Consider the following 14,351-nt stretch of genomic DNA (forward strand, 5'->3'; position numbering starts at 1 on the left):
AATTGATATTGTTTAGAATCCTAAATAAGCTGCGATATCCGCTCTTAAAATTACAATCCCTGTAATCATGATATTAATAATAGATAGTGGGATTAATATTCTCCATCCCAAATGCATCAATTGATCGTATCTAAATCTTGGAATGGTCCAACGAACCCACATATAGAAAAAGATAAATCCACATATTTTGATGAATAATACGCCAATTCCTATTAGGTTTGCAATATTTACTCCTGCATTTTCTAGTACCCAACTCATTCCAGGATAGTTGTATCCTCCAAAGAATAAAATGGCTAAAATGGTAGAAGAAATGAACATATTAGCATATTCAGCAAATAGATAGAATCCCATTTTCATCGAAGAATATTCGGTGTGGTATCCTCCAATTAATTCACTTTCACATTCGGCTAAGTCAAAAGGAGTACGGTTGGTTTCTGCAAAAGCACAAATCAAGAAAATCAAGAAAGAAACCGGTTGGTAAAAAACATTCCAGTTCATTCCTTCTTGTTGTGCCGAAATTTCGCGTAAGCTTAAAGTTCCAGTCATCATTAATAAAGCAATCATTGACAATCCCATAGCTATTTCATACGATACCATTTGCGAAGCAGCACGAACCGCTCCCATCAAAGAGAACTTATTATTCGATGCCCAACCACCAATCATGATTCCGTACACTCCAACAGAAACTACTCCGAAGAAGTACAACAAACCAATATTTAAGTCGGTAGCTTGTAGTAAAATATCACGTCCAAATAAGTGTAATTTATCTCCCCAAGGAATAACGGCACTGGTCATTAAAGCCGTACTCATTGCAATAGCTGGTCCAACGAAGAATAAAAAACGGTTTGGGGTATTCGGTTCAAATTCTTCTTTTGAGAATAATTTTAAACCGTCCGCAAGCGGTTGAAGTAAACCTCCAAAACCGGCACGGTTAGGACCTACACGGTCTTGTAAAAATGCTGCTACTTTACGTTCTGCCCAAGTGGAATACATGGCCATAATCATTGTTACAGCAAAAACCACTACAATAACAACACTTTTCTCTATAATAAAGGTACTATCCATTGCTTACGATTTTTGGTTGTTAGTATCCAATGGGAATTCAGCCATACTGATTTTTTTACGGTCTTCTTCTCTACCTAAAAGGATTTTCTCTTCGGTATTGATAACCACTTTTTCTAATTTGTGGTTGTATTTGTTTTGATTGATAACCGAATCTTTTTCAAATGCTCTTGGACCTTCAATAGTCCAATCTTTTACATCTTTATGGTCAAAACGACATCCGTTGCAAATGAATTCTTCCACTTCATGGTATTCGTCTTTTCTTCCTGTAACTCTTTGAATTTCGTCACCAAACATCCAAACAGTTGTTTTACCACAACATTTGTCGCAATCTCTGTGCGCGTTGTAAGGTTTGCTGAACCAAACTCTCGATTTGAATCGGAATGTTTTGTCAGTCAATGCACCTACTGGACATACGTCAATCATATTTCCAGAGAATTCATTGTCAATAGCTTTTGAGATACAAGTAGAAATATTAGCGTGATCACCACGATCCATTACTCCATGAACTCTATCGTCAGTCAATTGATCAGCCACTTGAACACAACGCTGACATAAAATACAACGGTTCATGTGCAATTGAATGTTTGGCCCAATATCTTCTGGCTCAAATGTTCTTTTCTCTTCAATATAACGGGTTTGTGATTTTCCGTGTTCAAAACTTAAGTTTTGTAAATCACATTCACCAGCTTGGTCACATACTGGGCAATCCAAAGGGTGATTGATCAATAAGAATTCAGTAACTGATTTTCTAGCCTCAGTAACTCGCTCCGAAGATTTTGAGTTCACTTCCATGCCGTCCATACATCCCGTTACACAAGACGCCATTAATTTCGGCATAGGTCTTGGGTCGGCTTCACTTCCTTTCGAAACTTCGACTAAACAGCAACGGCATTTTCCACCGCTCCCTTTTAGTTTAGAATAATAGCACATCGCTGGCGGAACTACATCTCCACCAATCATACGAGCTGCTTGCAGGATCGTTGTTCCTGGTTCTACTTCTATTGACTGACCGTCTATTGTTACTTTCATTTTGTTCTTTGTTATTTTTGTTTCAAGTTTCGCGTTTCAGTTGTAATCAACTTTCAACATTTAACTTGAAGCTGAAACTATTTTATACTATTTGTTTTGCTACTAAATGTCTCACTTTTTCAAATGGTTCATTGACAAAATGGTCTCTATTTTTTATTTTTTCTGGGAAACGAATGTGGTATTCAAATTCTTCTCTAAAGTGACGAATTGCTGCGGCAACCGGCCAAGAAGCAGCATCACCTAAAGGACAAATGGTATTTCCTTCAATCTTACTTTGAATACTCAAAAGCAATTCAATATCTTCTTCACGACCGTGACCGTTTTCAATTCGGTGTAATACTTTTTCTAACCAACCGGTTCCTTCTCTACAAGGGGTACATTGACCACAACTTTCGTGGTGGTAAAAGCGAGAGAAATTCCAAGTGTTTCGAACAACACAAGCAGTGTCATCATACACAATAAATCCTCCTGAACCCAACATTGATCCAGTTGCAAAACCTCCGTCCGACAAACTTTCGTAAGTCATCAATCGGTCTTCACCATTAGCAGTTTTGTAAATCAGATTAGCTGGTAAAATTGGCACTGAACTTCCTCCTGGAACAAAGGCTTTCAAAGGTCGGTCAGAGCTCATTCCTCCTAAATATTCATCAGAATTCATGAATTCATAGACGCTTAATCCCAATTCAATTTCGTAAACCCCTGGATTTTTAATATTTCCTGAAGCTGAAATTAATTTAGTCCCGGTAGAACGACCTACTCCAATAGCGGCATAATCAGCTCCTGAATTGTTGACAACCCAAGGCACAGCAGCAATAGTTTCCACATTGTTTACAACCGTTGGGTTTGCCCAAAGTCCTGATACCGCAGGGAAAGGCGGCTTAATACGTGGATTACCACGTTTTCCTTCTAATGATTCAATTAATGCGGTCTCTTCACCACAGATGTAAGCACCTGCACCACAATGAACGTAAAGTTCTAAGTCGTAACCTGTATCTAATATATTTTTACCCAACCAACCAGCAGCTTTTGCTTCGGCGATGGCTCTTTCTAAAATTTTATACACCCACATGTACTCTCCACGAATGTATATGTACGAGCGGTTGGCACCCAAGGCATAGCTTGAAGTAATCATTCCTTCAATCAACAAGTGCGGAATGTATTCCATCAAGAAACGGTCTTTGAAAGTTCCCGGTTCTGATTCGTCAGCATTACATACTAAATGTCTTGGTTTTCCTGATTTTTTATCAATAAAACTCCATTTCATTCCTGCAGGGAAACCGGCACCACCACGACCACGTAATCCTGAAGTTTTTACTTCTTCAACTACTTCGTCAGGAGTTAATGTTTTTAGGGCTTTCTCCACTGATGCATACCCACCATTTTGACGGTATACTTCGTAGGTTTTAATCCCTGGAATATTGATTTTGTCTAATAATATTTTTTGTGACATCTTATTTATCGTGTAAGATTATTTTACCCGCTCTTGCCTCTTCAATAATTTGATCGATCTTTTGTTCGTTCAAATGTTCTTTATAGAAATCGCCTAATTGCATCATTGGGGCATACCCACAAGCGCCTAAGCATTCTACACCGCGAACTTCAAAAAGACCGTCAGAAGTGATTTCGCCCACTTTTACGCCTAATTTATTACAAGTGTAATCCATTAGATTTTCAACTCCATTCAAACAACAAGGAGACGTTTGACAAAACTCAAACATGTATTTACCAATAGGCTTTAAGTTGAACATGGTGTAAAAAGTAGCTACTTCGTATACTTCAACAGGTTTAATATGAAGTATTTCGGCTACTTTATCCATTAATTCAATACTCAACCAGTTTTGGTGTGCATCTTGTACTTCGTGCAAAACAGGAATCAAGGCTGATTTTCTGTTCTCTTCAGGATAATGACCAATCAATTCGTTGATGCGATTCATCAACGTTTCGGTCATATTTATTTCTTGTTTGTGTATTGTACGTTCCATAATTTATGCGTCTAATTCTCCGGCAATAACATTTAAACTTGATAAAATTACAATGGCATCCGAAAGCATGGCACCTTTTATCATTTCTGGATAAGCTTGGTAATAGATAAAACAAGGTCTGCGGAAATGCAATCTATAAGGAGTACGACTTCCATCAGTTACTAAATAGAATCCAATTTCTCCATTTCCACCTTCCACAGGATGGTATATTTCAGCTACTGGAACTGGAACTTCACCCATTACAATTTTGAAGTGGTAAATCAAAGATTCCATATTATGGTATACATCCTCTTTTGGAGGCAAGTAGTATTCTGGAACATCAGCGTGGTATGGTCCTTCAGGCAATTTCGCCAAAGCTTGACGAATAATGCTTAAACTTTCCCATACTTCGGCATTACGAACGCAAAAACGATCGTAGGTGTCTCCTGATTTCCCAACCGGAACAATAAAGTCAAAATCTTCGTAAGAACTGTACGGTTGTGCAACGCGAACGTCATAATCAACACCTGCAGCACGCAAGTTAGGTCCAGTAAATCCATAAGCCATAGCTTGTTCAGCTGAAATAGCTCCTACATTTACGGTTCTATCAATAAAAATTCTATTTCTTTCGAATAAGTTTTCAAACTCTTTCCAAGCTACTGGAAACTCTTCTAAAAACACTTCTAATTTACGGAAAGCTTCTGGTGACCAATCTCTTTCGAAACCACCTATTCTTCCCATATTAGTTGTTAAACGAGCACCACAAATTTCTTCGTAGATTTCGTATACTTTTTCTCTGAATTGAAAAACATACAAGAAACCAGTATACGCTCCAGTATCTACACCTAAGATGGAATTACAAATCAAGTGATCTGTAATACGAGCTAATTCCATTACGATAACACGTAAATATTGCGCTCTCTTTGGTACTTCAATATCCAATAGTTTTTCTAATGTCATCCACCATCCCATATTGTTAATAGGAGAGGAGCAATAGTTCATTCTATCAGTAAGTGGTGTAATTTGGTAAAAAGGACGGTTTTCCGCAATTTTTTCAAAAGCTCTGTGGATGTATCCAATAGTAGGTTCAGCTTCTAAAATTTTCTCGCCATCCATTAACAAGATATTTTGAAAAATACCGTGTGTTGCTGGGTGAGTTGGCCCCAAATTCAGAATAGAAAGTTCACTCCCGTCTTCATTTTGGCGCTCTTTGATTATTTTAGCATAACGATGCTCTGGTGGTAATAATAGTTCTGACATTTAATGAATGTGAAAAATTATATGTTGTTGTTTTAGCAATTTGCTGTTGTTCTTCCGAAGAATCTATCGTCTTTGTCTGTTCTTCCGCTGTCTTCCATCGGGAATTCTTTTCGCATTGGAAAAGAAACCATTTCATCCATATTCAAAATACGTTTCAACTGTGGATGACCAATGAAATTGATACCGTAGAAATCGTAAGCTTCTCTTTCCATCCAGTTTGAACTTAAGAAAATAGTTGATATCGTTTTAATTTCAGGATTGTTTCCGCTGATGAACGCTTTGATTTTAATTCTCTTGTTTTCGTACCAATTGTGCATATGGTATACCACTGCAAACTGTCTTGTTTCTTCATTATCTGGATAATGTACTCCACATAAATCAGTCAAGAAGTGAAAACGTAAAACAGGATCGTTTTTTAAAAAAAGGATAACGGCTGTGATTTTGTCAGCGGCTACTTCAAATGAAAAAATATCTTTCTCTTGATTGAATTGAAAAACATCGGAACCAAAAGTGGCTACTAATTTTTCTTGTATTTCGTTTGTTTCTAAAGCCATCTTGTTATTTGATATTATAAGAAGCTAATAATTCTTGGTACTCAGGAGAACTTCTTCTTCTAACCGATTCGTTTTTTACGATTTCTTGTAATTTCATTACACCGTCTACGATTTGTTCTGGTCTTGGAGGACAACCTGGAACGTATACGTCAACAGGAATTACTTTGTCAATTCCTTGCAAAACAGAGTAGGTGTCAAAAACACCTCCTGAAGAAGCGCAAGCTCCTACAGCAATTACCCAACGAGGTTCTGACATTTGTTCGTATACTTGACGCAAGATTGGAGCCATTTTTTTAGAAATAGTTCCCATTACCATTAGCATATCGGCTTGACGAGGAGAGAAACTCACACGCTCAGAACCAAAACGCGCTAAATCGTAATGCGAAGCCATTGTGGCCATAAATTCAATTCCGCAACATGAAGTTGCAAAAGGCAAAGGCCAAAGTGAATTGGCACGAGCCAAACCTACTACATCATTTAGCTTTGTAGCGAAGAAACCTTCTCCTACAACTCCTTCCGGTGGCGCTACCATTGTTGTTTTTGAATCACTCATTTCGAATTCGTAATTTTTGAATTTATAATTTTGAATTAATTATTCCCAGTCTAATGCTTTTTTCTTGATGATATAGAAAAACCCAACCAACAACAAAAGCATGAAGATGACCATCTTGATCATTCCTTCGATTCCTAATTCTCTAAAGTTAATAGCCCAAGGATATAAGAAAATAACCTCTACGTCGAATAAAACGAATAGGATAGCAACCACAAAATATTTAACTGAGAAAGGGATACGTGCGTTACCCACGGATTCAATACCGCACTCGAAGTTTTTATCTTTGGATTGTGAATTTCTTTTCGGACCTAATTTTCCAGAAGCAAAAATGGTTCCTGCTACAAAACCAACAGCTAAAAGTAGCTGCATGAAAATTGGAATATAATTCAATTGTTCTGATTGCATAATAAATTTGATGTTTTTAATGAAAATCAGGCACAAAGATAACTTTCAAGTATTTAAAACACAAGTGTAAAACTGAATTTAATGTTAATATAAAACTAAATTATACCTTATTTTTATTAATTATAAATAAAGAGATAATTTAAAACGTGTTTAATAAATTAAAAAAAACTATAAACAAAAAAAACGTCCCGATATTAATCGGGACGTTTTGACCATTCTCAGGCTAAAAAAATATTTTCTAGCTTAGATAACTGCTACTTGTGCAGCTACTTTTCCTTTTCTTCCTTCTTCTTCTTCGTAGCTCACTCTGTCACCTTCGCGTAATTCTTCCGCTGTGATTCCTGATGCATGAACGAAGATGTCTTTTCCTGTTTCTTCGTCCGTAATGAATCCATAACCTTTTGATTCATTAAAAAATTTAACTGTACCTGTACGCATTGTAATAGTAATAATAATTTATAATAGAACAAATGTAGTATTAAATACAATACGAAATGCGTTTTCGATTTTTATTTTGCAAAAATATTGATTTTCAACGCATTCGGTATATAATAATTGCCGAATTACGCTTTCAAATCCAATTGAATATGTAATTCTTTCAATTGTGCTTCATCAATCGTTGAAGGTGCATCAATCATTACATCGCGACCCGAATTATTTTTTGGGAAGGCAATAAAATCTCGAATCGTTTCTTGCCCACCTAAAATAGCAACTAATCGATCCAATCCAAATGCTAATCCACCATGAGGGGGTGCGCCAAATAGGAAAGCATCCATTAAGAAACCAAATTGTGCTTTTGCTTCTTCGGGAGTGAATCCTAAATATTTAAACATCAATTCTTGTGTAGCTTTATCGTGAATACGAATAGAACCTCCGCCAATTTCGTTTCCGTTCAACACCATATCGTAGGCATTGGCACGAACTTTTCCTGGATCAGTTGCAAGTAAATTAATGTCTTCTGGTTTTGGCGATGTAAACGGATGGTGCATGGCATGGTAACGACCACTTTCCTCATCTAATTCTAATAATGGGAAATCGACTACCCATAAAGGAGCAAATTCGTCTGGTTTTCTCAAACCTAAACGAGTAGCTAATTCCATACGTAATGCCGAAAGTTGTGCCCTAGTTTTATTTGCAGGTCCTGACAAAACAAAAATCATATCGCCTGCTTTTGCTTGTGTCGCTTTTGCCCATTGAGTCAAATCCTCTTGATCGTAAAATTTATCTACTGATGATTTGTAAGTTCCATCTTCATTACATTTTACATACACCATTCCCGAAGCCCCTACTTGTGGACGTTTTACCCAATCAATCAAAGCATCAATCTCTTTTCGAGTGTAATTTCCTGCGCCTGGAACGGCAATTCCTACTACTAATTCAGCGGTATTAAAAACTGGAAAATCTTTATGTTGTGCTACGGTATTTAATTCGCCAAATTCCATTCCGAAACGGATGTCCGGCTTATCATTTCCGTAGGTTTTCATAGCGTAGTCGTAGGTAATTCTTGGGAATTTTGCTACTTCAACGCCTTTAATTTCTTTTAATAAATGACGAGTAAGTCCTTCAAAAACATTCAAAATATCTTCCTGTTCTACAAAGGCCATTTCGCAGTCAATTTGAGTAAACTCAGGTTGTCTGTCGGCACGTAAATCTTCGTCACGGAAACATTTCACAATTTGGAAATACTTATCCATTCCACCCACCATCAATAATTGTTTGAAGGTTTGTGGCGATTGTGGTAAGGCATAAAATTGTCCTTCGTTCATTCGCGAAGGCACCACAAAATCACGAGCTCCCTCAGGAGTTGATTTGATTAAATAAGGCGTTTCCACTTCGCAAAAATCCAAATCAGAAAGGTATTTGCGTACTTCCATGGCTACTTTATGACGGAAAAGCAAACTGTTTTTTACTGGATTTCTTCGAATATCCAAATAACGGTATTTCATTCGAATGTCTTCACCACCATCTGTTTCGTCTTCAATCGTGAAAGGTGGGGTTAAGGCAGCATTCAAGATGGTCATTTCTGAAACCAAAATCTCAATTTCTCCGGTAGTCATTGCAGCATTTTTAGACTCACGCTCAATTACAGTCCCTTTTACTTGAATTACAAATTCACGTCCAAGAGTTTTGGCCAATTCAAAAACCGATTTTTCGGTGCGACTTTCGTCAAAAATCAATTGCGTAATTCCATAACGGTCTCGTAAATCGACCCAATTCATAAATCCTTTATCGCGCGATTTTTGAACCCAACCGGATAGTGTAACTTCTGTATTGATATGTGAGGCGTTCAATTCGCCGCAGTTATGACTTCTGTACATGATTAAAAATATTTGTGTGCAAATTTAGGACTAATTATGAATATATGCAGAATAAAATTGTGGGAATAAAAAAACCTGCAAATTGTACTTTGCAGGTTTTTCATTTTCGCTATTATATTTCTTTATTCTACTATTGTATCTTGATTTCTACGGTCACGTAACCAGTATTTAGTTCGTTTCACTAAATAGAACATTACAGGTACCATTATTAAAGTTAAAACAGTTGCGTAAGTCAATCCGAAGATAATGGTCCAAGCCAAAGGTCCCCAGAACATTACGTTATCTCCACCCATAAAGAAATGTGGGTTGAAATCGGTTACCAAAGTAAAAAAGTCAAAGTTCAATCCGATAGCCAAAGGAATTAATCCTAAGATGGCGGTTAAAGCAGTTAACAGTACTGGACGTAATCTTGATTTACCTGATTCGATAATCACTTCTTTAATTTCTTCTAAACTTAAATCATCGTGGCTTTCTAATTGTTTATCGGCAACTTTTTTGTCCAATAATAAAACGAAGAAATCCATTAATACGATTCCGTTTTTCACTACAACTCCAGCCAATGAGATGATTCCCATCATAGTCATTAGGATTACAAAATCCATATTAGCAATTACATAACCATAGAATACGCCACTAAAGCTTAATAACACGGTAAACATAATTATCATCGTTTTTGAAACTGAATTAAATTGCAACACAATTATAATAGTAATACCCGCTAAGGCTAAAAATAACGCGTACATCAAGAAACTTTGGTTTTTACCTTGTTCTTCTTGAACTCCTGAGAAAGAATAACTTACACTTTTTGGAAGATTATAACTGTTAAGTTCTTCTTTAATTTGTTTCGTTATTTCATCTCCATTATATCCTGTAAGTACATTCGAATAAATGGTCATTATTCGTTTGTAATTCTTTCTTTTAATCTGATTGTACGTATTGGTTTTTTCAGTATTAGAAACAGCAGAAATAGGGACTTGCATAATTTGTCCATTATTTGGGTTTCTGAACGTCATCGATTGGTTGAAAAGGATGTTTTCGTTTTTACGTTGATCGTCTTGCATACGCATCACGATATTGTAATCATCATCTCCTTCTTTATAAGTCGAAATCTCTTGTCCATACACCGAGCGTCTTAGGTTGAAACCTAATTGTCCAGTAGAAATACCCATACTTCCTGCATTGGCACGATCTACTTTTACTTCTAATTCTGGGCTTTCTTTGTTGATGTCGATACTTAATTTTTCGATACCAGGAATGTTCTTAGAATCGATAAAAGCAATCATTCTATCGGCTTCTTTCAACATTTGTTCGTAATCGGCACCGGTTAATTGAATACTAATTGGATACCCTGCAGGCGGACCATTAGCATCTTTTTCAACGGTTACAGTAGCGCCAGCAATTCCAGTTACTTTAGCTCTAATTTCTTCTAAAATCACCGAAGTGTTGATGCCTTTTCTGAATTTAAATTCGGAGAAACTCACTGTCACTTTTCCTTTGAATGGCGTTTCAGAGGCTGAACCAGCATCTACATTTGGATTTCCAGCACCAACCCCTACTTGCGAAATAATTGATTCCGCCATAAAGTTTTGGTTCGTACCAGGTTCAACATATTTCTCTAATATCTGGATGATTTGTTTCTCCACAAATAAAGTAGCTTTATTCGTCTTTTCGATTGAAGTTCCTTGAGGATATTCAATGTAAGTAATCACTTGATTTGGAATATTGTCAGGAAAGAACAATACTTTTCTTGGGAAAATTCCTAAAAGCACAAATGAAAAAATTAATAAGACAATAATTCCGCCGAAGGCTTTCCAAGCGACTTTTCCAGATAAAATTTTTGCCAAGAAGATTTTGTATTTTTCTTCCATTTTTGGGAAAAAGCTGTACTGAAAATCTTGGGTCCATTGGAAAATTTTCCAATAATACAACCACATCAATCCTACCGAAATTAGCAATAAATGTCCTAGACCTCTTAATAGTTTGCTGTCATATATATTTCCAGGAACGGCAAATAGAATTCCTAAAGCAATGAATAGTATGGTGTAAAAACGCAAGCTTTTTTTCTTGATGTTTTTATCTTCTAACGCCATAGACCCTCCCGTCATAGCAGCGTTGATTACCATTGCTACAAATAAAGATCCTGTTAAAGTTACTGTCAATGTTATTGGGAAATATTTCATAAACTTACCCATTGTCCCTGGCCAAAGGGCAAAAGGTAAAAAGGCCATCAATGTGGTAGCTGTTGACGAAATTACCGGCCAAGCAATTTCTCCAATTCCTACTTTAGAAGCCTGAATTCGAGTCATTCCTTTTTGCATATTGGCATACACATTATCTACAACCACAATACCGTCATCCACTAACATTCCTAATCCCATTACTAAGCCAAAAAGCACCATAGTGTTTAGGGTTAAACCAAACATAGACAAAATGGCAAAAGCAATCATCATAGATAATGGAATGGCAGCACCAACAAATAAAGAGTTACGTAATCCCATAGTAAACATCAACACAATCATTACGAGAATGATTCCAAAAATGATATGGTTTGACAATTCATCTACTTGGTGTTCTACTCGAGACGATTGGTCGCTAGTTAATTCTACTTTTAAGTTTTTAGGCAAATAAGTTTCTTGTGCCAAAGCTACTTTTTCTTTTACCTGATCAATAGCTGAAATCATGTTTTGATTGGAACGTTTTTTAACGTTCAACATCACTACTTCCGTTCCTTTTTCACGAGCGTAGGTTGTTTTTTCTTTTTCTTTGAAATTAATTTTTGCAATATCCTTAAGATAAACAGTTCCGCCGAAGGATTTTACAATGATGTTTTCTAACTCTTTTGGGTTTTTAAATTCTCCTACAATTCGAATGTTATTACGTGATCCTTGCGAAGTTAAATTTCCACCCGAAAGTGTCATATTTTCATATTTCACTGCGTTTTGAATATCGTCAAAAGTAACTTGAGCGGCAGTCATTTTAAAGATATCCACGGCGATTTCTACTTCTTTATCGTCAACACCTAAAATGTCTACTTTTTTGATTTCTGAAATTTCTTCGATATCATCCTGTAATAATTCACCATATTTTTTTAACTGTTGCGTGGTGTAATTACCCTGCAAATTGATGTTCAAAATAGGCACTTCCTCAGAAATGTTTAATTCAAAAACATTAGGCTCCACCTTGCTACCATTGTCCATATTTGGCCAATCGGTATCTGCTTTGGCATTATCTACTTTGTCTTTAATTTTTTGTTTGGCTTGTTCTACCGAAACATCATCAGAAAACTCAGCGATAATCATTCCGTAATCTTGAAATGAACTGGAAGTGACTTTATCAACTCCACTGATGTTTTTGATTTGTTTTTCAAGCGGTTTAATCACCAATTTCTCTACATCCTCAGCTGAGTTTCCTGGAAAAACGGATGAGATGTAAATTTTGTTTTCGATGATTTCAGGAAAATCTTCTCGAGGCATGTTAATGTATGCGGTCAAACCTGCAATGACAATTATAAAAGTCAAGATATAGACCGTGACACGATTGTCAACTGCCCAACTTGAAATGCCGAATTCTTTATTTTGATGACTCATAATTTAGGTTATTAGTTTATTTGATTATAAGGTTTATAAGCAAATTATTTAGGTAATTGCGACTTATATAATCCATTAATTAGTACAGTTACCTCTGTTATTTTTTCTCTAATTTCAATATATTTTTGTTCTTCTATGTACTCAAAATCAAATGATAAAATCAATTGGTTTAACAATTCTAAAGCTGATCCATATGCAATTTCAGTAAACCTTGCTTTGTCTTTCATAGAATTTCTTCCAGAACCTTCTGCCAAATTTGAAGCAACTGAAACGGAACATCTTCTCATTTGACTCGTTATGCCAAAAAGCTCGTCTTTTGGGAAAAGCTTTGTGATTTTATAAATTTCCAAAGCTAATTCTCTAGCTTTTTGCCAAGCAATAAGTTTTTCAAAACTAAATATTTTCATTTGGGGGCTTTTAAACTTTTAAACAATTGAACTTTTAAACTAAAAGTTCAATTTCATTCCTTCAGAAATAGTATTTACTCCCTCGATTACAATGATATCGTTAGCGGATAAACCGCTTATTATTTCAGTTACATTATCAGATGACTTTCCTGTAGTTACCATTGCTTTTTTAGCAGTTGCGGTTTTACCATTACTATTAGATGCTACGAAAACAAATTGATTTCCTTTTCCATCTTCTTGAATAACATTTGATGGCACTACAATTGCATTTTTAACTGTGTAATCAATTACTTTTAGTTTCGCTACTTGGTTTGGGCGCAATAGATTTTCTGGGTTTGGGATACTCACTTCAATTCCGAAACTTCTGTTGTTTGGGTTGATGAAATTTCCTATTTGACGTACTTTTCCTTTGTAATTTTTATTTAATGAAGTTAAGAAAACATCCACTTGAGTACCTACTTTTAGTTTGCCAATGTAGCTTTCTGGAACCGAAGTAGAAACATACATATTATTCAAGTTCACAATTCGCATTAAGCCTTGAGGACTTGCCGAAACAACTTGTCCTTTTTCAACAAAAACTTCATCAATTGTTCCTGAAAAAGGCGCGCGAATTTCTGTTTTAGACAACATTGCTTTAGCTTGAGCCACAGAACGTTGTAAACTTAACATTTGCGTTTGCGCTTGTAAATACTGAATTTCAGAACCGATTTTTTGACTCCAAAGATTTTTTTGTCTTTCAAAGGTAGTTTTAGCCAATTGGTATTGTGTTTCTAAACTAGCAACTTGTTGGCTAGACCCACCATCATCCACACGTGCTAAAAGTTGTCCTTTGCTAACACGTTGTCCTGCTTTTACATTGAGTGCTATTAAAGTTCCAGGCATTTCAGGTTGAATCAAAATATTCTCTTTAGTGTTCACACTACCTTGAATGTCCAAATAGTGATTGAACACAGTATCTTTCAATGTTAATACAGAAACTAAAGCTTCTTCTTTTCTTACATTTAGTGTAGCGAGTGCAGCATCAATTTTAGCTAAATCTGCTTGAATTACTACTTTTCTAGCTTGTAATTCTTTATTGTTTTTTGCAGCAATCAGTTGGTCAACAGTTTGATCATTTTGTTTATCACCACAAGAGACTATAAGCGATGTGGCTACCAGTAGAGGGAATATTAATTTTGTCATTGGTGTTCTATTATATTTCATATTGTTAAG

The 14,351-nt window shown here is 36.0% G+C and carries 13 protein-coding genes; all 13 read right to left on the reverse strand.

The features are described from left to right. Positions 1 to 12: 12 nt before the first annotated feature. The gene (gene nuoH / locus LPC23_RS03760; protein ID WP_229331196.1) at positions 13 to 1,065 is read right to left on the reverse strand and encodes an NADH-quinone oxidoreductase subunit NuoH; all 1,053 of its coding nucleotides are present in this window, start codon (positions 1,063 to 1,065) and stop codon (positions 13 to 15) included. A gap of 3 nt (positions 1,066 to 1,068) precedes the next feature. Continuing rightward, positions 1,069 to 2,094 carry an NADH-quinone oxidoreductase subunit G gene (locus LPC23_RS03765; RefSeq protein WP_229331198.1) on the reverse strand — a complete coding sequence of 342 codons (1,026 nt, stop codon included), beginning with the start codon at positions 2,092 to 2,094 and terminating at the stop codon, positions 1,069 to 1,071. An 82-nt stretch (positions 2,095 to 2,176) separates the two neighbouring features. Next, the gene (gene nuoF / locus LPC23_RS03770) at positions 2,177 to 3,544 is read right to left on the reverse strand and encodes an NADH-quinone oxidoreductase subunit NuoF (protein ID WP_229331200.1); all 1,368 of its coding nucleotides are present in this window, start codon (positions 3,542 to 3,544) and stop codon (positions 2,177 to 2,179) included. Position 3,545: 1 nt separating this feature from the next. After that, the gene (locus LPC23_RS03775) at positions 3,546 to 4,076 is read right to left on the reverse strand and encodes a complex I 24 kDa subunit family protein (RefSeq protein WP_229331203.1); all 531 of its coding nucleotides are present in this window, start codon (positions 4,074 to 4,076) and stop codon (positions 3,546 to 3,548) included. A 3-nt stretch (positions 4,077 to 4,079) separates the two neighbouring features. Next, positions 4,080 to 5,315: an NADH-quinone oxidoreductase subunit D gene (locus tag LPC23_RS03780; RefSeq protein ID WP_229326684.1), complete on the reverse strand. Its 1,236-nt coding sequence runs from the start codon at positions 5,313 to 5,315 to the stop codon at positions 4,080 to 4,082. 32 nt (positions 5,316 to 5,347) lie between these two features. Beyond that, positions 5,348 to 5,869, reverse strand: coding sequence for an NADH-quinone oxidoreductase subunit C (locus LPC23_RS03785; RefSeq protein WP_229326686.1), 522 nt, complete (start codon positions 5,867 to 5,869; stop codon positions 5,348 to 5,350). 4 nt (positions 5,870 to 5,873) lie between these two features. Next, positions 5,874 to 6,422, reverse strand: a complete 549-nt coding sequence (locus tag LPC23_RS03790) for an NADH-quinone oxidoreductase subunit B (RefSeq protein WP_229326688.1) — start codon at positions 6,420 to 6,422, stop codon at positions 5,874 to 5,876. 39 nt (positions 6,423 to 6,461) lie between these two features. Next, positions 6,462 to 6,827: an NADH-quinone oxidoreductase subunit A gene (locus LPC23_RS03795; RefSeq protein ID WP_229326690.1), complete on the reverse strand. Its 366-nt coding sequence runs from the start codon at positions 6,825 to 6,827 to the stop codon at positions 6,462 to 6,464. A 243-nt stretch (positions 6,828 to 7,070) separates the two neighbouring features. Beyond that, a complete protein-coding gene (locus LPC23_RS03800; protein ID WP_220763283.1) occupies positions 7,071 to 7,265 on the reverse strand; it encodes a cold-shock protein in 195 nt (64 codons plus the stop codon). Positions 7,266 to 7,390: 125 nt separating this feature from the next. After that, entirely contained in the window at positions 7,391 to 9,145 is a 1,755-nt protein-coding gene (gene aspS / locus LPC23_RS03805; RefSeq protein WP_229331205.1) for an aspartate--tRNA ligase, read from the reverse strand. 122 nt (positions 9,146 to 9,267) lie between these two features. Beyond that, positions 9,268 to 12,732 (reverse strand): efflux RND transporter permease subunit, encoded by a 3,465-nt coding sequence (locus LPC23_RS03810; RefSeq protein WP_229331206.1) that lies wholly within the window; start codon positions 12,730 to 12,732, stop codon positions 9,268 to 9,270. 44 nt (positions 12,733 to 12,776) lie between these two features. After that, complete coding sequence (locus tag LPC23_RS03815) at positions 12,777 to 13,139, reverse strand: four helix bundle protein (RefSeq protein ID WP_229331208.1); 363 nt, start codon at positions 13,137 to 13,139, stop codon at positions 12,777 to 12,779. Positions 13,140 to 13,178: 39 nt separating this feature from the next. Further along, positions 13,179 to 14,342, reverse strand: coding sequence for an efflux RND transporter periplasmic adaptor subunit (locus LPC23_RS03820; protein ID WP_229331210.1), 1,164 nt, complete (start codon positions 14,340 to 14,342; stop codon positions 13,179 to 13,181). Between the last annotated feature and the right edge of the window lie 9 nt (positions 14,343 to 14,351).

The organism is Flavobacterium ammonificans (assembly GCF_020885975.1).
Classification (GTDB): domain Bacteria; phylum Bacteroidota; class Bacteroidia; order Flavobacteriales; family Flavobacteriaceae; genus Flavobacterium; species Flavobacterium ammonificans.

Bases quoted from the DNA above. Each gene is read 5' to 3' on its own strand.
- nuoH (WP_229331196.1), bottom strand. From the start codon at position 1,065: ATGGATAGTACCTTTATTATAGAGAAAAGTGTTGTTATTGTAGTGGTT.
- LPC23_RS03765 (WP_229331198.1), bottom strand. From the start codon at position 2,094: ATGAAAGTAACAATAGACGGTCAGTCAATAGAAGTAGAACCAGGAACA.
- nuoF (WP_229331200.1), bottom strand. From the start codon at position 3,544: ATGTCACAAAAAATATTATTAGACAAAATCAATATTCCAGGGATTAAA.
- LPC23_RS03775 (WP_229331203.1), bottom strand. From the start codon at position 4,076: ATGGAACGTACAATACACAAACAAGAAATAAATATGACCGAAACGTTG.
- LPC23_RS03780 (WP_229326684.1), bottom strand. From the start codon at position 5,315: ATGTCAGAACTATTATTACCACCAGAGCATCGTTATGCTAAAATAATC.
- LPC23_RS03785 (WP_229326686.1), bottom strand. From the start codon at position 5,869: ATGGCTTTAGAAACAAACGAAATACAAGAAAAATTAGTAGCCACTTTT.
- LPC23_RS03790 (WP_229326688.1), bottom strand. From the start codon at position 6,422: ATGAGTGATTCAAAAACAACAATGGTAGCGCCACCGGAAGGAGTTGTA.
- LPC23_RS03795 (WP_229326690.1), bottom strand. From the start codon at position 6,827: ATGCAATCAGAACAATTGAATTATATTCCAATTTTCATGCAGCTACTT.
- LPC23_RS03800 (WP_220763283.1), bottom strand. From the start codon at position 7,265: ATGCGTACAGGTACAGTTAAATTTTTTAATGAATCAAAAGGTTATGGA.
- aspS (WP_229331205.1), bottom strand. From the start codon at position 9,145: ATGTACAGAAGTCATAACTGCGGCGAATTGAACGCCTCACATATCAAT.
- LPC23_RS03810 (WP_229331206.1), bottom strand. From the start codon at position 12,732: ATGAGTCATCAAAATAAAGAATTCGGCATTTCAAGTTGGGCAGTTGAC.
- LPC23_RS03815 (WP_229331208.1), bottom strand. From the start codon at position 13,139: ATGAAAATATTTAGTTTTGAAAAACTTATTGCTTGGCAAAAAGCTAGA.
- LPC23_RS03820 (WP_229331210.1), bottom strand. From the start codon at position 14,342: ATGAAATATAATAGAACACCAATGACAAAATTAATATTCCCTCTACTG.